We start from the raw sequence: 17822 nt of genomic DNA, 5'->3' as shown, positions 1-17822 counted from the left end.
AACTTTACTTCACTTATCACCTAATTTACACTACTGCTTGTTATGAATGAATCGGAGAAGGCTGGTGGCATGAAGCATGTTTACAAGCCTGAGATTTTATCTCCTCGAATACAGAAAGAAAAGCAACGGATTGAATTTTTGTTACATCAGCCTGGCGTTTTTATTGTCGATGAGATCGGAAGGCAACTAGATGAGCTAATTAAGATCGATCACCCCTCGAACCAGCTTGTGGAAGCAGATTTTGGGCGGATTCGGTTACGTTACCTTGACGGAGAGCCCATTGAGGATTGTGGAAATTGGGTTTGGTACCCGTGGAGAAATACCTTGGTTCACCTTCTTTCAGAACCTGAATTTGTTAGGCTAAGGACATCCCGGAATCAGTTTAAAATCACTCCGGAGGAACAGTCTATGTTGGCCCAAAAGAAGATCGGTGTGATTGGGCTATCGGTTGGGCAGAGTGTTGCGTTGAGTTTAGCGATGGAGCGGGCCTTTGGAGAGCTGCGCATAGCTGATTTTGATACCCTTGATTTGAGTAACCTAAACCGTATTCGTACAGGTCTGTATAATTTGGGACTAAAAAAAACGTATATTGTAGCCAGGGAAATAGCAGAAATTGATCCATATTTAAAAATCACGCTATATAATGAAGGAATAAATGAGCAAAATATGCATGATTTTTTTACCTTGGGGGGACAATTGGATATCCTTGTTGAAGAGTGTGACAGTCTACCCATTAAAATTAGCAGCCGGTTGAAGTCTAAAGCCCTACGGATTCCGGTTTTGATGGATACGAGTGACAGGGGGATGATGGATGTGGAGCGATTTGATATGGAACCTGACCGCCCAATTCTGCATGGACTTCTTGCTGCGTTTGGTGATGAGACAGAGCTTACGCGAATTTTGGCAGCAAATGCCAAGGATATTATGATGGCATTATTGCAGTTTGAACAGCTTTCGGACCGGGCAAAATACAGTTTTAGTGAGATTGGCAAGTCCATTACAACTTGGCCTCAGTTGGCGTCTTCCGTATTAATGGGAGGGGCTGCTTGCAGCCATCTATGTAGGATGATATTGTTAGGTCAACGTGTTTCTTCAGGAAGGTATTACTTAGACTTGGAGTCATTATTCAATTCCCATGAAGGTAAGAGTTAGGATAGTCAAAGCCATTGATGATGTGGAAGCAACCGAAAAGTATATCTATGGTCATCATAAGGTATTGGAGTCCTATGGGATCACGAAGGTTACCTCCGCTGACAGGTCTTGGGCATTAAATCCCCACGTCTACCTAATTCTTTTTGAATCAATGGAGGATTTTAGGGTGCTGGGTGGTGGAAGGATACAGATGCGGACTTCCTATTTTCCGTTACCTTTCGAAACAGCCATACAGGATATTGACCCGGGGGTAATCAGCTACTTGGCCGAGTATAAGGATCTGGAAGTGGCAGAGTACTGTGGTCTTTGGAACAGCAGAGAAGTGGCGGGCTATGGAATCGGAAGCATATATCTTGTTCGGGTCGGTATTGCGATATTACCCCAGCTAAACCTGAGGAAGCTGTTTGGATTGAGTTCCCCGGTTACCTTGAGTATCTCGAAAAGCGTAGGTTACGAGGTGATTACCTGTCTAGGGGACAACGGGTCATTTTATTATCCTAAAGAAGGCTTGATCGCAACCGCATTAGAAATAGTGGACATCGAAAATCTTCCTCTCGCCAATGAAGTTGAGCGTGAGTATATCTTTGATTTGAGGCGGAAAATGAGCTTTAACACCGTAGAGAGCGGGCCGAGGGGGAAGATGGAGTTACAGTTTGAGTTACAGATACCTAAACCAAATCAATGAAAAAAAAATACTCCAATTTCTTAAATACGGGCCTGACGCTCGTATTGGTTTTGTTGGTGATTATCCCAACCTTTTACTTTTTAGGTGTTTTCGGCGGTGGAGAGGCGATGACCTTTCAACAATTCAGGTATCAATTTGGCACGGTCGATACCTCCCAACCCTTTGACCTTAGCCAATATGACCGAACCGTGGAGAATAAAGTATCACTTGGTTTTATCCGTGAACCAGTTTCAGTTCTTATTGACCTTGATGAGCTTGATGGATTTAAAGAAGACACAGCTTACTTTTTGGAATTTAGCAACAGCGATATCCAGGAGGCGTACCTCTATGCAATTGATGAGCAAGGAGACTACCAATTGGCAGGGGTTTCCGGAACCAAACATCCCGAAGTAAACGATCTCAGATCTCCCAATATCTATTTTCCGGTTTTGGGAGACATTGTCAAAGCCAAGTACCTGGTTTTTGAAATCCACACGCAGATGCCTGTGGATTTTTCGGTTTCTGTATATGAACGAAATGAGTTCCTGGAAAATAACTCAAAGCGAAGTGTAATTATCAGTGTATATGCAGGGATCATGGTCGCCCTCTTTTTATACAACCTCATTTTGTTCTTTTCTATTCTGGATAAGGTTTATCTGTATTACTGTTTCTACATATTTTTTATTGGCTTGGCACAACTGTCGCTTTCCGGATATTCTTTTTTTATTCTCGGGCAAAATGTCTTTTTGTACGAAATCAGTATGGTGGGTTTCACGGCTCTTTCGAGCATCTTTGTGATTCCCTTTTTTCAACTCTTTATCAAGACATCGGTGTATGTTCCCAAAATTGAAAAATACCTGTACGTCATTATCGTATTTTACCTTCTTGCTTTTGCGCTGAGATTGTTCGGTTTGGTAGAGGTCAGTTATTCGATCGTAGATGTAAGTGGGCTATTGTTGGCAGTCGCGTTTTTCTCAATAGGTGGTTACGTTGCCAGCAAAGGGGATCGTTCGGCTTACTTTTTTCTATTGGCGTGGAGCTTTCTCCTGGTAGGATTGGTTTTGTTCATCATGAATAACCAGGGCGTGGTTGATTTGGGGGCCTATGCCAACCTGCCGATGCTTTCCGGTACGGCAATAGAAGCACTCTTGCTTTCTTTTGCGTTGGCCGATAAAATCAACATCCTTAAAGAGGAAAAGGAGAAAGAGCAGCACGATAAGCTGGAGGCGTTGAAAGAAAACGAGCGGCTGATCAAAGAACAAAACGTATACCTGGAAGACATGGTCAAATCCAGGACTATGGAGTTGGAGCAGACCCTGAAAAACCTAAAAGATACCCAGACACAACTGGTCAATCAAGAGAAAATGGCATCCTTAGGTCAGTTGACTGCAGGGATTGCGCATGAGATCAATAACCCAATAAACTTTGTCAGCTCAAACATTTCTCCTTTAAAAAGAGATATAAAGGACATATTGGAGTTGATGGATCTTTACAGGGAAAAAGGGGAGTTGGAGTTTTCGGAAGACAGCAAGTCCGAGGTCAGGGATCTGGAGGAGGATCTTGAGCTGGATTACCTGCTGGATGAAGTCAACCAGCTATTGGCAGGGATGGAGGACGGAGCGAAAAGGACGGTGGAGATTGTTAGGGGATTGAAACTCTTTTCTAGGATCGATGAGCAAGATGTTAAGGAAGTGGACATACATGATGGGCTTGATAGTACACTAATCTTGTTGAACAGCTCCATGGCCGGAAGGATCAACATCAGAAAGGAGTACGGTGATCTGCCATTGGTAGAATGTTTGGCTGGGAAGATCAACCAGGTTTTCATGAATATTATTAGCAACGCCATACAGGCGATGTTGGACCATCAAATAGAAGGAAGGACGCCCCAACTCACCTTGAAGACCTCAATATCAAACGATAAGGTGATCATTGAAATTGGCGATAATGGTCCGGGGATGCCGGAGCATGTACGGGAGAAGGTGTTTGAGCCGTTTTTTACCACCAAGCCTGTTGGCAAAGGAACGGGGTTGGGATTGTCAATTGTATATACTATAATTGAAAATCATAAAGGAACGGTGGTGGTAAAATCTGCACCTGGGGAGGGTACCAAATTTATCATTACCCTTCCCGTCAGGCAATAACAACAGAAAGAATGGAGCGGAAGATAAACGTGCTGTACATTGACGATGAGGACAATAACTTAAGTTCTTTTAAGGCCAGTTTACGCCGTGAGTTTAAAATATACACCGCATCCGATGCTGAGGAGGGTCTCCGGCTCGCAAAGGAACAAGAGTTTGAAGTAGTAATTGCCGATCAACGGATGCCGGGAATGACCGGCGTTGAGTTTTTTGAGAAGTTGGTTTCAGTTAATCCGCTTCCTACCAGGATTCTGCTTACAGGATATTCTGACATTGCCAGCGTGATAGATGCCATTAACAAAGGGGAGGTTTATCGATTTATCGATAAACCTTGGAATTTGGAGCAAATAAAGAATGCCATCATTAACGCTGCCGAAATCTACGAGGCAAAAAAGGAACTCAGGGAGAAGAACGAACGGCTACGAAAACTCCATTCCGAGATGAATCAGTTTGTATACAGCCTCTCGCACGAACTACGAGGGCCTCTGATGAGTATATCCGGAATCTCCAAGTTGGCGAAAATGGAAACTACGGACGAAGGGATTCTGGAGTATTTTGACATGATTGATTCCGCCACGCTAAAGTTGGATGATTTCATCTACAAAATGCTCGATTTTTACCGGTCTACCAAAATGGATAATAAAGTAGAGATGGTTGACTTTAGGCAGGTTTTTGATCAACAAATTGAAGATTATAAGGTAAAATGGGATCTTTCTGATGTGGATATCACGGTTGAAATTCATCAGGATTTCCCGTTTCATTCCGACGAGGCGAAAATACGGGTGATTTTAAACAACCTGATAGGGAATGCCTACAAATTCCAAAAAGAGAACGGTACCAAACGCATTGGGATCAAAATATCGGTTGCCAAGGGCCAAGCGATTATCATCGTTTCGGATAATGGCATCGGAATAGAAGAACGGCACCAAAAGGAGGTTTTTAATCTATTTCATAGGGCCACCCAAAGGAATGTTGGATCCGGGCTGGGGTTATATATGGTAAAAGAGTCCGTGGAGCAAATGAAAGGATCCGTTGACCTTAAATCGGAACAGGGTAGTGGCACCACAGTCACCGTAGTGCTCCCGGATCTACTAACTGAATAGTTTGGTTGGTGCCTGCAGGAATTCCCAACGATTTTCCCCTACGTTTTTTGTAAACAGCCGAATAGGAGGTAATTTGCGCCCTTAAATAACTTTCATTAAAACCTGATTTTTATGATTAATCCTTGGCATGATGTTAATATTGGAGAGGGAGCGCCGGAATACGTGACGGGGGTCATCGAAATTCCAAAGGGAAGTAAGGGTAAGTACGAGCTTGACAAGAAGTCTGGCATGTTGCTGTTGGACAGGGTGCTTTTTTCCTCGGTTCACTATCCAGCTAATTATGGATTCATTCCCCAGACGTTCTGCGAAGACCACGATCCGTTGGACATCCTGATCATCTCCCAAATTGATATTCCATCCATGACCCTCGTAAAGGCGAAGGTGATTGGGGTAATGCGAATGATTGACGGTGGCGAAGCAGATGACAAAATCATAGCAGTAGCGGCAGATGACCAGTCAGTCAATTACATCGAAGACATAGATGAATTGCCTCCCTATCTGATGAAGGAGACGCGCCGATTCTTCGAAGACTACAAAAAGCTGGAAAACAAAGAAGTGAAGGTAGAAAACTTTCTGGGAAAAGAAGAGGCGCAACAAATCATCTTGGATTCTATCAAGCTGTATGATAGGACCTTTAGGACGGTGAAGTAGCTGTTTGCAACATTGGCCCAATCGATAGATTGGGTTTCTTTTTTCAGATCTCTGCGGTATCATTCATGAAACTGAAACGTATTGCTTTGGTGCTTCTAATTAGTTTTCCCTTGATCTCGCAGGGTCAGGGAATTCAATCTCCCTTGGCGTTCGAAGGGTATCTGGAAACTTACTACCTCTATGATTTTGGTAGGCCTGAAAACCACGAACGTCCGGATTTTTTGTATAACTTTAAGAGACACAATGAGTTTTCTGTCAATTTCGCCAGCCTAGGTGTTAACTATCAAGAAGACGCCTACCGGGGTGCCCTCAGGTTGATGGTGGGAAACTACAGCCAGTATAACCTCGCGGATGAACCAGCTTGGGCACAGTTTGTTTACGAAGCCTCGGTCGGAGTAAGCCTCGGAGACCGCCTGTGGCTGGATATGGGCGTCATGCCTTCCCACATTGGGTTCGAAAGTGCTGTAGGGTCAGATTGTTGGCATTTATCCAGGTCTCTGCTTGCCGAAAACTCCCCCTATTTTCTAACCGGTATGCGTCTATCCTACGAGCTATTGGATGGCTTGAACAGTACGTTTTGGGTAACCAATGGCTGGCAGAATGTACAGCGTAGAGACCGGCATGAATCGCTAGGGTTCGGCCTGGGACTTAATTATCGTAAGGAAGGCAGGTGGGAGCTTAACTACGCCAATTACTTCGGCAATGAGTACCCCCAGCCGCTCCAACTGTACCGGTTTTTCCAAAACACCTATTTGCAATACCTTGGCGGCCCCGTAGATATTACCTTTGGAGTGGACCATGGAATAGAGCAAAGGTTGTTTACGGCTACATTTAACCAGTGGTTTGGAGTGACGGGATCTCTTCGAAAATCCCTGTCCGAATCCCTCAAAGCCGCGGCACGCCTCGAATATTATGCCGATCCAGCCGGTGTGATCCTATCCGATGGTATGAGGATATCTGGAGCGTCCTTAAACGTCGACTACCAAATCAGTCCCAATGCGGTATTTAGGGTGGAAGGCAGGCGGTTCATTTCTCCGGAACCCATTTTCAATCGGCCCTTGGGGTTGGTAAACCGAGGTAATTCCGCCCTGGCCACTTCGCTCGCGATTCGCTTTGACTAAAGGGGCTGGCGTTGAGTTACTGAGTCGTTTCACCAATCCTGTGGATTTTGAAGGGACGATACCGACAACGGTTTTTAGCCCAGTTTTGACAGGGATTCCTCCAGTGCTTTGATCTTCGCTTCCGCATCCGCCTGTTTTTTCTTTTCGTTTTCCACGACTGCTTCAGGGGCACCGGAAACGAAACGTTCATTGGACAGTTTCTTTAGGACGGAGGCAAGAAAGCCCTGTTGATACGTCAGCTCTTTCAGGAGGCTTTCCCGTTCTTTATCCACATCAATCTGCTGTCCGAGCGGGACAAAGCATTCGTCTCCCTTCACGACAAAACTCACGGCGTTTTCCACGGTTGTTCCAAAGTGGATGGCTGATAGATTGGCGAGTTTTTTAAGCACGCTGCCATAAGACTCGTAGACGCTTGGTTTTTCGGTATTTACCGTCATTTCAAAGGGTTCCTTTGGAGAAATCCCCTTGGATGCCCTTACGTTTCGTAATTGAGTCACGGTTTCGAATATCTGTTGCGCCTGCTCAATAACACTCGGGTCAAAGGGTTTGGCGCTTGGCCAGCTACTGACAATCAACGCATGTTTTGGATCCCTGGAAGCCAACTGTTGCCAGATTTCCTCGGTAATGAAAGGCATGAAGGGGTGAAGCACCTTAAGGATATTTTCCAAGAATGCGATCGTATGGTCGTAGGTCTGTTGGTCTATTGGATACTGGTAGGGGGGCTTGATCATTTCCAAATACCAGGAGCAGAAATCATCCCAAACCAACTTATAGGTACTCAACAATGCATCAGAGATGCGGTATTTACTGAAGTGATCTTCAATTTCCACCAATCCCTGCGAAAACCTGCTGTCAAACCATCGGATGGCTGCCGAATTTTCCGGATTTGCTGTCTCCGCAGACACTTCCCATCCCTTGATAAGTCTGAAAGCGTTCCAGATCTTATTCGAAAAATTCCGACCCTGTTCCACAAGTTTTTCGTCAAACGGAAGGTCATTTCCGGCCGGCGAACTAAACAGCATGCCGGTGCGTACACCGTCCGCTCCATAGTTTTTTATCAATTCCAACGGGTCAGGGGAATTGCCCAGCGATTTGGACATTTTTCTGCCCAGCTTATCCCTTACTATCCCTGTGAGGTAAACATTTCTAAACGGCTTGTCTCCCAGGTATTCGTACCCTGCAATGATCATACGGGCTACCCAGAAAAACAATATCTCCGGGGCGGTCACCAAGTCATTGGTAGGGTAATAGTAAGCCAAATCCGGGTTCTTTTTACCGGTGCGGAAAAAGTCTGCGTCAAACACCGAAATTGGCCATAGCCAGGAGGAGAACCACGTATCAAGGACATCCTCATCCTGACGAAGATCCATAAGGGTGTATTTTTTATCTCCCCTTTGATTGGCCTCTCTTAATGCCTCCTCCGCAGTGTAGGCTACAATAAACTCCCCGTTTGGCAGATAGAATGCGGGAATACGGTGTCCCCACCAAAGCTGTCTGGAAATACACCAGTCCCGCACATTCTCCATCCAGCTGCGATACATGTTTTTGAACTTGGGCGGAAAAAGTCTTACCTGGTCTTCCATTACAGCCGAAAGGGCAGGCTTGGTGATGTCGCTCATCTGTAAAAACCACTGCATGGAAAGCTTGGGTTCGATGACGGCATCGGTGCGCTCAGAGTGTCCGACATTAGAGACGTAGTCTTCTACGTTTGCAAGCTGGCCGGCCTCCTCAAGTAGTTTGGCTATTTTCTTACGGGCGATAAAACGGTCCTCACCAACAAGGATCTGCGCTTTTTCGTTTAAGGTGCCGTCATCAGCCAAAATGTCTATCACCTCTAGGTTGTGGCGGATGCCGATTTCGTAGTCGTTGATGTCATGCGCGGGTGTGATCTTTAGGCAGCCCGTTCCAAATTCGCGGTCAACATACTCATCCTGTATGATCGGAATGGTTCTGTTTATAAGCGGAATCAGGGCATTTTTTCCGTGTAGATGCTTAAATCTATCATCCTCTGGATGCACACAGATCGCGACGTCTGCCATGATGGTTTCAGGTCGAGTGGTGGCAATGGTCAGGTGTTCTTCGCTCCCCTCGATCAAATACTTGATATAGTACAGTTTGGAAGGGATTTCTTTAAAAATTACTTCGTCATCCGACAATGCCGTTTTCCCTTTAGGGTCCCAGTTGACCATACGGATACCTCGGTATATTTTTCCTTTTTTGTAGAGATCGACAAATACATGGATGACAGCATCGCTTAGATCCTCGTCCATGGTGAATTTCGTCCTTTCCCAATCACAGGATGCGCCCAGTTTTTTAAGCTGTTCTAGAATTATGCCCCCATATTTTTCTTTCCACTGCCAGGCGTGGGCAAGGAACTCTTCTCGGTTGAGTTGCTTTTTGTCGAGGCCTTTATCTTTCAGCATGGCTACTACCTTGGCCTCGGTGGCAATGGATGCATGATCAGTCCCTGGTACCCAGCAGGCATTTTTACCCTCCATTCTAGCTTTTCGGATCAGGATATCCTGGATGGTATTGTTCAGCATATGCCCCATATGTAGCACGCCCGTTACGTTGGGAGGTGGAATCACGATGGAATAAGGCTCTTTGCTGTGGTCAACCTGGGAAGAAAAATGCCTGTTTTCCATCCAATAGGCGTACCATTTGGACTCTGAGGAACTGGGATCGTACTTTGTAGATAAAGACATGCAAAATTGTTTTAAGAGCGCAAAATTAACATAAATACGGTTTTATCAGTAGCTATGGGACGTTTTTATGGTTGAGTGAACATCTACAAAAAAACGCTCAAACGCAGAAGAAAGGCTGCCTCTAGCAGGCATTTAGCAGCTCAAAACTGTTCCAATAAAAGATAGAAAAAGAGTCGGATTTAGCTTTCTGGCGCGGGAGATAGCTCTATAGCGTTGATACCCGGAATGATAGATTCCTCTGAACCAAATCCTCCGGTCAAGATATAAGGCAGTCCTTCCTTGTTTATTAGCTGAATCTCCTGAAGGATCAACCTCTTTAATTCGGACATTGGTTCCTGTTGCCCGCTCGCTACATCTACATCTACATTGAAGACATAAAGCAACCGTCCATCTTCTAGGTTTCGTAATTTTCCCCAAACACAATGTTGATGGTCTTGCTTTAAATCCATTTCGGAAGAGGTTTCCAAAGGTTGTATAGAGAAGTGACTATGATCTAAAAGCTCAAATTTTTCAGGGTTGTAGAAAATACCGGTAGACTTGGAAGATTCTTTGCTTAGCGAAACATAGCCTGTTTCCTTAAGCGACTCTTCATTTTCGGTGAAAATACCCTTATTTGGACCCAGTATGTCCAGTTCATGAAACTCAATCAATTGAATAAGATGGGGGGATCGTTGGCTGCCATCGTTTGATTTTTCAAAACAAATGGAATAGGTGGGAAGGATGCCGGGAAGTTCTTGTCCCTGCGATACACCTGCTTGAAAAAACAGGATGGCAACAAAAGGGAAACGTAAGGTATAGGAAAGAACTTTCATGGTACGCTATTGTGAAATCAATAGCAAAGGTAGCTATTTAAATTGATTTTTGTAAAAAATCAAACGAAAATTCGCCAAAGCGTTTGTTCAAGACTACCGACCCCCCAATCTCATCGTATTTGGTCGAAAAAAGGCATCCTAGCAACCACCCCTTCCAATCTTTTGATCTTTTCCAATTCCTTCCAGAACTCAACGGGTATGCCGGTTTTATAGCTCTGATAGGTTACTTCTACATCTCGGCTGATATCGGAGAGCAGGCGCTCTATCCAGGATTTCTGCTCGGGATAAAAGACTACTCTGAAGTCATCCGCAATTTCGGCTTTATTTGTTACCCAATTAATTGCTTCATCCAATCCTCCCAACTCGTCCACTAATCCGATTTCTTTTGCCTGTACACCGCTCCAAACCCTTCCGGATGCGATTTTTTCAACTTCGTTTCTATCCATTCCTCTCCCGTCTACGACTCGTGACAAGAAGGTGTCGTATCCCTCCTCAACGATTCGTTGGTAAATTGCTTCTTCGTCGGTTCTCATCGTACGGAAGGGACTTGGGAAATCTGCAAACTCCCCTGTTTTGACTACATCGGTGGTTATCCCGAGCTTTTTGTTCAATAGTTCTTGGGCATTAAACCATATACCAAAAATGCCAATGGAACCCGTGAGGGTATTCGGATGCGCAAAAATACGATCTGCCGCAGCGGACATATAGTACCCACCCGAAGCAGCAAAATCAGACATGGATACCACGAATGGCTTTTCCTCCTTTAACTCCTTTAACTCACGCCACATGACGTCCGATGCCAAGGCAGACCCTCCTGGAGAATTGATGCGCAGAATTACCGCTTTTATGTCCTTGTTTTTCTTGAGTTTTTGGATCTCGCGGATAAAGGCCTCCGAACTGATAAAACGGTCATCATTGCCACCCACTATTTCGCCTTCGGCAACCAAGACGGCTACCCGGTTTCGTGACAGTCGGTTTTTAGAGGGAGAGGCAAGATTCAAATTGGTAACATTGATGGTATTTATTTCTTTGTCTTCATCGATTTCCAGTTTTTCACGCAGTAATGCCATGACTTGATCGTCGTACCAGAGCCCGTCTACGAGCTTGTGCTCAAGTGCGTCTTTTGGTGTTTTTACCAACATGCGATTACTGATTTCGGCAATTTTGGATTGTTCAATACCTCTAGAGTAAGCCACACCTGCAATAATTACTTGATTCAACTCATCCAAGTAGGCCTGGCTTTGCAACCTGCTCTCTTCGCTCATCTTATCCAAAAGAAAGGGCTCTACGGCACTTTTAAAGTCCCCCACCCGAAATACCTGCGGCTCTACCCCTATCTTCTCAAAAAAACCCTTGAAAAACATCCCTTCACTTGCAAGGCCATTTAGTTCCAGCATCCCCTGCGGATTTATGTAAAGTTGGTTTGCCACAGAACTCAGGTAGTACCCACCTTCCGTGTAGAACTCTGAATAGGAGATGATAAATTTCCCACTTTCTTTGAAGGATTCCAAGGCCTCCCGTAATTCCCGGAGCGTAGCCTGACCAGCTTGGGGATATCCGGCTCGGAGGTAAATACCCTTGATCTTGTCATTTTCTCCCGCCAGCTGAATGGCCCTTTTGAGTTGGATCAATCCGGCAGTAGGAGTGCCTCCGAAACCCGGGATAGATGAAAAATCAAACTCGTCGTCGGAGGTCCTCTCAACGATGCTTTTTCCTTCCAAATTTATACTCAACAGGCTGTTTTCCTCAACGTTCACTTTTTCGGACGACGAAGCTAACGTAATAAGCCCGGCAATAAAAAAGAAAGCCAGTATTGTAAAAACAAACAAGCCGACGATTACGGAAAGCACATTACTTAAAAATTTCATAGGTTTACGGTTTGTTTAAAACAAGCAAAGGGACTTAATCGCCCGATACGTATCTTGAACACACAAATGCATAAAGTAGTTTTGTTGCTGGGGGGTAATTTAGGGGATAGGTATAAGAATTTATGTCTTGCGGATGAGCTTATTTCGCAACAGATGGTTTGCACCCAAAGATCTCCCATTTATGAGACCGAGGCATGGGGCGGCAGATCAAAGGGATTTTTTTTAAATCGAGTGATGGTGTTTGAGACCGAAGCCCAACCAATAGAGGTGCTCAGAATCTGCCAACGGGTAGAAAATCGCTTGGGAAGGGCACGGGATTTGAAATGGGGAGACCGAACCATGGACATTGATATTCTTTATTACGACAGCCTAATCATAGATTCACCCAAATTGAAGATCCCACATCCCTTTATAGCTGATAGGAGGTTTGCGTTGGCGCCGCTGGCTGCGCTCATGCCAGCGTTTATCCATCCATTGCTCAACAGAACCCAAAAAGACCTTCTGTTTGCCACCACTGATTCGGCAGAGGTTAGGGAATGGTCACCGGCATCCGAGCCTTGATACCTTTTCCGTTGTTTACTGTACACTCGCTACCTCGGCGGTTCGAGATATTTTCTTTACCAGCCCCTGAAGTACCTTACCGGGGCCACATTCAATAAACTCCGTTGCTCCGTCTTTGACCATTTGTTCTACCGATTGGGTCCATTTGACCGGGGCGGTGAGTTGGGCGATTAGGTTTGCTTTGATGGTGTCGATATCGGTCACCCCAATTGTGCTGACATTCTGGTATACCGGACAGGAAGGCGATGAAAACCTGGTTCCCTCAATGGCTTTCTGCAGCTTGATGCCGGCCGGTTCCATCAATGGGGAGTGAAAGGCACCACCTACTGGCAGGGGCAATGCCCGTTTTGCGCCCGCCTCAAGCATTTTGGCACAAGCGATGGCAATCCCTTCATTGCTCCCGGAAATCACCAGTTGGCCGGGGCAATTGTAGTTGGCAGGTACTACGGTTTGATCGGTGATGGAAGCACAGATTTCCTCCACTTTTTCATCCGGTAGACCCAATATCGCAGCCATGGTTGATGGATTGATTTCACATGCTTCCTGCATGGCCAAGGCCCGTTGGTACACCAGTAGCAGTCCATCTTCGAATGAAAGCACGCCATTGGCTACCAGTGCGGAAAACTCCCCCAAGGAATGGCCGGCCACCATATCCGGGTTGAATAGGGTTGCCGTCTTTGCCAATATGACCGAATGTAGAAAAATGGCTGGTTGAGTAACATTGGTTTGCTTCAATGCCTCCTCGCTGCCTTCAAACATTATATCGGTAATGCGGAAACCAAGCAGCTCATTTGCCCGTTCGAACAGCTCTTTGGCCCTTGGGTTTTCGGTATATAGATTTTTCCCCATTCCGGGAAATTGGGCTCCTTGGCCAGGAAACACAAATGCTTTCATGATTGGTAGGTTGTTTGGAATCTAGGGTGCGAAACTACAAATAAAACGGGAGAAAATTGTAGTTCAACTCTAGGCAATACAGTCTTCTGATTGCAAGGTGGGCTAATCTTCAAAGAAGTCAACGATACCTGTTTCTACGTCGTAAATGCCGCCGACTATGAGGATTCTTCCTTCCTTTTCTAAGGCAGAAATAATATCACTCCGTTCCCGTATTTCTTCTATGGCGTGAAATACATTTAGATTGGCCACTTTCTCGACGAATTCGGCGTTTTTTCCGTTACGCTCCTCTTTCACCGTATTTTCCTTATCAATTGCTGGCTTGATCTTGTGCATGAGGGCTGTGATGTTGCCATCTTTCACGCGATTGCAGGCAGAAGTCACCGCCCCACACTTCGTATGGCCCAAAACTACAATCAGTTTGGATCCGGCATATTTTACGGCGTATTCCATACTCCCAAGCACATCTTCGTTGACCACGTTTCCGGCCACCCTAACGCTAAAGACGTCACCTAGTCCCTGATCAAAAATCAATTCTGTAGCCGTACGTGAGTCAATGCAACTCAAGATTATGGCAAATGGCCACTGTCCCTCGGAGGTGTCATTGACCATTTGGAGCAGGTTTCGGTTTGCTCTGAGGTTATTGATAAAGCGATTGTTACCTTCTTTAAGGTAATCAAGGGCATCTTGGGGTGTAAGGCTATCCTGACTTTTTTTGTCGTGTGCTTTCATAAAGTATGCAAAATTAATACCTGCAGTCGACTCGAGGCCCACTGTGTGTGGTGAAGATAACTAAAAACTTGGATATGCCCGAAAAAAATCGGTCTGTTGACCATGATATAAATTAGCATTAGACACTAAAATGCTGTTTATTAGGTAGAAAACGAGAAGGGGCACCTCGCGTGATGCCCCTTCTACCAGTTACTTCATAAGCTGAATGGTACCTTTGAGCTTTTGTTCCCTTTGTGCAGGATCCAATACATTGAACAGCACGGTGCCGGAGTAGAAATAGGTTCCGGCCGGCAGGTCTCTTCCCTCCCGATCTCTGCCGTCCCAATTTATATAGATATTGTTTTCGGTAGACGATAGGCTGTTATAAGAATGGACAAGTACTCCCCAGCGGTTGTAAATTTTAATTTCTACGGCTTCCACAAAGCGCGGGCAACGCGGAAACGGATTGTCAAATGCCTGGAAGGTATCATTGATATTGTCTCCGTTGGGGGTGAAGGCATTGGGCAGTTCGTAATTTGGGCAGTTGTCTACGCACACGATATTAGAAGGATCACTTTCGTTTCCAGATCGGTCTACTGCCGTGATATAATAACAACCTTTCAGATCGGTAAGGCCACTGATTCGCGTGCTGTTTTCGACCACAGCCAGCGTACGGACGAGGGCAAAAGTTCCTTCCTCTCCCGTCGATGAGAAGTAAAGCCTATACCCGTTTAGCTCGGTATCGCAATTTCCGGAGAAATCAGGTTGCCAGCTGAGGTCATGGTAAAACTCATTGAAATTACAGGTTTTATCCGACAGGTACTCCTCGCAGTCTGGACCCTCATAGGTAAGTACAGGCGGACAGGGTAGGCGGTCGTCGTCGGGACGGGCGCACACTACCTGTGATTTGTTTGCCAGTGGGTACTCAAGTAGGGCGATATTGTAGGCACCATTTGTTACCACATAGTAACAATATTCCTTCTCGGTATCCAGTGTGACGCCGTTGTGACTGCCGTCATCCAGAAAAACAAATCCAGAAGTGGTTACATCTACCTCACCAATCAATGTAAATGTTTCGGTGTCGTTTGCCCCGGGATCTGTCCTGTTTCGATAGATCAAATGGGGAAATTCGGAAATCTCATTATTCCAAGGTACGGTAAAATTCCAGGTCAACTCGATCGCCTCGTTTATTATTGTCGGTTCCACCCGAACAGATGAGGCAGTGCTGGACCGATCCACTTCATCTCCTTGCGAAATCAATACCACTTGGTAGTTATGTACTAAGTTTTCTGTATTTAATCCGGTATCAACAAAAACCGTATCAGATGTAGTAATTAGACTTACCGAGTTTTGGGTGCCCATAAACCCTTGGTTACGAATGAGTCTGTACTGATAGGGACCCGGGAACTGCTCTTGGTCTATGTCGTAGGGAGGCGTCCATCGAACCAGTATTTCACCGGATTCCGTATCGGTATTTTCGATGCTTACGTTGGTAATTATCGGAACGTCTACGTCTATCGTTATACACCTTTCCTCCGATACGATACTCAAGCCACCCCTTGGAGAGGGGTAACTGGCCACTAGTCGGTAGCAATAGGTGTTTCCAGGGCTCAGCCCCATGCCATTATTCGAATCCACAAAATTCAGGGTGCCCATGCCCGTGGTACCCACCAAGTCGTAGCCGGGACGAATTCCCACCTCGCAAGAATCCGGTTCGTAGGGATCGCTGTTTATTCGCCGCCATATCTGTATATTTTCAGCCGAGGCCCCACAGCTATACGGATCCCATTCCAAGCTGGCTGACCGCCCTTCTCCTTGGACTATATCATCAAGGATGGGCGGAGGCCCTACAACGGTGATGTTCCACGTTTTGATATCCACCAAGGATGGACCTGACGAGGGTTGGTCGGAAATCCTAATCCGAACCTGGTACTGTCTGGCCCTTACGTGGTTGCAAACCGTTTGCCATTGGAAATTGATAATACCCGGCGAAGGCTGAAAGACCGAGACCGGCGAATAGGAGGCAGGGGAGGAGGTGATCTCGATTGGATCTCCGAATACCTCGATCTTAATAGGATCTCCATCGGGATCAAATCCCTGAATGATCTCGGATATGTTTGTGCCAGCTTCCACACAAATATCGTCGGGCATAATCAGCTCAGGGCGGCGGTTATCGGTATTTTCAATAATGATCTGCATGTCCCGGATGACATAGCCTATCCGAACCCATTCACCGGCCACGAGTCGCCATTCCTCGATACGGAAGGCTACGTTGTATTGACCGGCCAATCCCGGCGCATCCCAAATCAAATCTCCCGTGAGAGGATCCAATTCAAGGAAAGGCGGTGTCGAGCCATCCTGCCGGGTAAACGAAAACTCGGCTGATGCGGGGCTTCGGTAGTTGTTTACGGGTCGTTGAAACGCCTGCCTTGGAATATCCATTACATAAGCTAGCGAGTCACCGTCCGGATCATAGGCGCCTGGATTGTGAATATACGTCTGGTTTACCGCACCGTTATCGACCGGAGGAATGGTCAAGACCGGCGAATTGTTTACGCCTAAAAACGGATCAATGCGGATCATGGTCTCTAGGTAAAAAGGTGTATCCACCGATTGATCCATGTTTAGCGTCCCCGCGTTTCGGTTGAATTCCAAAAAGCGAATCGTGTAATTGCCGGGCCCTTGGTAGGTATGGGTGATGATAAAAACGTTTTTTTGGATGTTATTGCCCAAGGTTTCTGTCTGTTCGAAGTCACTTTCCGTATTCAGACGTTCTTCCCTACCATCACCAAAATTGATAACGCCTGGACCAAAGATAACCGAAGAGCGGGTATCCGTGTATCCTACTACGGTGATCCGATAGGTAAGGGTCTGGACAGAGACCCGCTCGGCAATAATCTCGCCGGCTCTAATATGAGTACCAAATACATTAGTCGATATTAGACTCAATAAAAGGGAAAAACCCAAAAGTAAGTAGCTATGCCTCATTTGATCTTCTATAGTTATCCAACAGGTGCAGATGCAGTCTCCGCGTGAGTATGATCGAGCTTTGGAAAATTTTACAAAGCAGCACCTCTCATTAAAACCCATGCCAATGAAACGACTGTCCGAAACCTATGGTTACTCTAAGTTAACTGATTGTCTCCCAATATTTCAAATTAATGGCAATATTAACAAAAATATTACCCGCCAACTAAGGGATACATTACACCTTTTTGATAACGAATTCCCTAAAACCGTGTAAGGATCTAACGCTACTTTCCCTGAATTAGTACTATAGGGCTAATTGTCAATAATTTAATGTGGTATTAAAACCTAAGGCACAAAGGTTGTAATTGGTTCGTCTTGCATAAACAAAGCTAGCCGTGGATTGGTTATTGTCGTTGGAGGAAAACACCGCCGAATTGGTTAATTGGCGGTTATTTAGAACGTTTTAAAATAA

The 17822-nt window shown here is 45.6% G+C and carries 13 protein-coding genes; 7 read left to right on the top strand and 6 right to left on the bottom strand.

Going from position 1 to position 17822, the window contains the following annotated elements; translation table 11 throughout:
* The first annotated feature begins 42 nt into the window (after positions 1-42).
* From ADIS_RS15210 to ADIS_RS15185, 6 genes are all read left to right on the top strand, one after another.
* Positions 43-1152 (top strand): ThiF family adenylyltransferase, encoded by a 1110-nt coding sequence (locus tag ADIS_RS15210; RefSeq protein WP_010855500.1) that lies wholly within the window; start codon positions 43-45, stop codon positions 1150-1152.
* Positions 1136-1837, top strand: a complete 702-nt coding sequence (locus ADIS_RS15205) for a hypothetical protein (RefSeq protein WP_010855499.1) — start codon at positions 1136-1138, stop codon at positions 1835-1837. The genes ADIS_RS15210 and ADIS_RS15205 overlap by 17 nt, the downstream gene beginning before the upstream one ends.
* The gene (locus tag ADIS_RS15200; protein WP_010855498.1) at positions 1834-3960 is read left to right on the top strand and encodes a 7TM diverse intracellular signaling domain-containing protein; all 2127 of its coding nucleotides are present in this window, start codon (positions 1834-1836) and stop codon (positions 3958-3960) included. Before ADIS_RS15205 ends, ADIS_RS15200 begins: the two co-directional genes overlap by 4 nt.
* An 11-nt stretch (positions 3961-3971) precedes the next feature.
* Positions 3972-5060, top strand: coding sequence for a hybrid sensor histidine kinase/response regulator (locus tag ADIS_RS15195; RefSeq protein WP_010855497.1), 1089 nt, complete (start codon positions 3972-3974; stop codon positions 5058-5060).
* 111 nt (positions 5061-5171) lie between these two features.
* Positions 5172-5711, top strand: a complete 540-nt coding sequence (locus tag ADIS_RS15190) for an inorganic diphosphatase (RefSeq protein WP_010855496.1) — start codon at positions 5172-5174, stop codon at positions 5709-5711.
* 65 nt (positions 5712-5776) lie between these two features.
* Complete coding sequence (locus ADIS_RS15185; RefSeq protein WP_155907519.1) at positions 5777-6832, top strand: outer membrane beta-barrel protein; 1056 nt, start codon at positions 5777-5779, stop codon at positions 6830-6832.
* A gap of 74 nt (positions 6833-6906) precedes the next feature.
* Here ADIS_RS15185 and ADIS_RS15180 read toward each other — a convergent pair whose 3' ends face one another.
* The 3 genes from ADIS_RS15180 to sppA all read right to left on the bottom strand — a co-directional run bounded on the left by ADIS_RS15180 (position 6907) and on the right by sppA (position 12217).
* Entirely contained in the window at positions 6907-9537 is a 2631-nt protein-coding gene (locus ADIS_RS15180) for a valine--tRNA ligase (protein ID WP_010855494.1), read from the bottom strand.
* A 179-nt stretch (positions 9538-9716) separates the two neighbouring features.
* Complete coding sequence (locus ADIS_RS15175; RefSeq protein WP_010855493.1) at positions 9717-10349, bottom strand: exonuclease/endonuclease/phosphatase family protein; 633 nt, start codon at positions 10347-10349, stop codon at positions 9717-9719.
* A 110-nt stretch (positions 10350-10459) separates the two neighbouring features.
* Entirely contained in the window at positions 10460-12217 is a 1758-nt protein-coding gene (gene sppA, locus ADIS_RS15170) for a signal peptide peptidase SppA (RefSeq protein ID WP_010855492.1), read from the bottom strand.
* A gap of 66 nt (positions 12218-12283) precedes the next feature.
* On the opposite strand from sppA, the gene folK reads away from it, so the two are divergent.
* Positions 12284-12778 (top strand): 2-amino-4-hydroxy-6-hydroxymethyldihydropteridine diphosphokinase, encoded by a 495-nt coding sequence (gene folK, locus ADIS_RS15165; RefSeq protein ID WP_035806271.1) that lies wholly within the window; start codon positions 12284-12286, stop codon positions 12776-12778.
* Positions 12779-12793: 15 nt separating this feature from the next.
* Here the strand turns inward: folK and fabD are convergent, their stop codons facing one another.
* The 3 genes from fabD to ADIS_RS15150 form a co-directional block, all read right to left on the bottom strand.
* Positions 12794-13672 (bottom strand): ACP S-malonyltransferase, encoded by an 879-nt coding sequence (gene fabD / locus ADIS_RS15160; protein ID WP_010855490.1) that lies wholly within the window; start codon positions 13670-13672, stop codon positions 12794-12796.
* Between the two features lie 102 nt (positions 13673-13774).
* The gene (locus ADIS_RS15155) at positions 13775-14401 is read right to left on the bottom strand and encodes a carbonic anhydrase family protein (protein ID WP_010855489.1); all 627 of its coding nucleotides are present in this window, start codon (positions 14399-14401) and stop codon (positions 13775-13777) included.
* A gap of 189 nt (positions 14402-14590) precedes the next feature.
* Positions 14591-17368 carry a T9SS C-terminal target domain-containing protein gene (locus ADIS_RS15150; protein ID WP_010855488.1) on the bottom strand — a complete coding sequence of 926 codons (2778 nt, stop codon included), beginning with the start codon at positions 17366-17368 and terminating at the stop codon, positions 14591-14593.
* Between the last annotated feature and the right edge of the window lie 454 nt (positions 17369-17822).

The sequence above is a fragment of the Lunatimonas lonarensis genome (assembly GCF_000390185.1).
Classification (GTDB): domain Bacteria; phylum Bacteroidota; class Bacteroidia; order Cytophagales; family Cyclobacteriaceae; genus Lunatimonas; species Lunatimonas lonarensis.
This window is presented reverse-complemented; position numbering and strand designations above follow the sequence as displayed.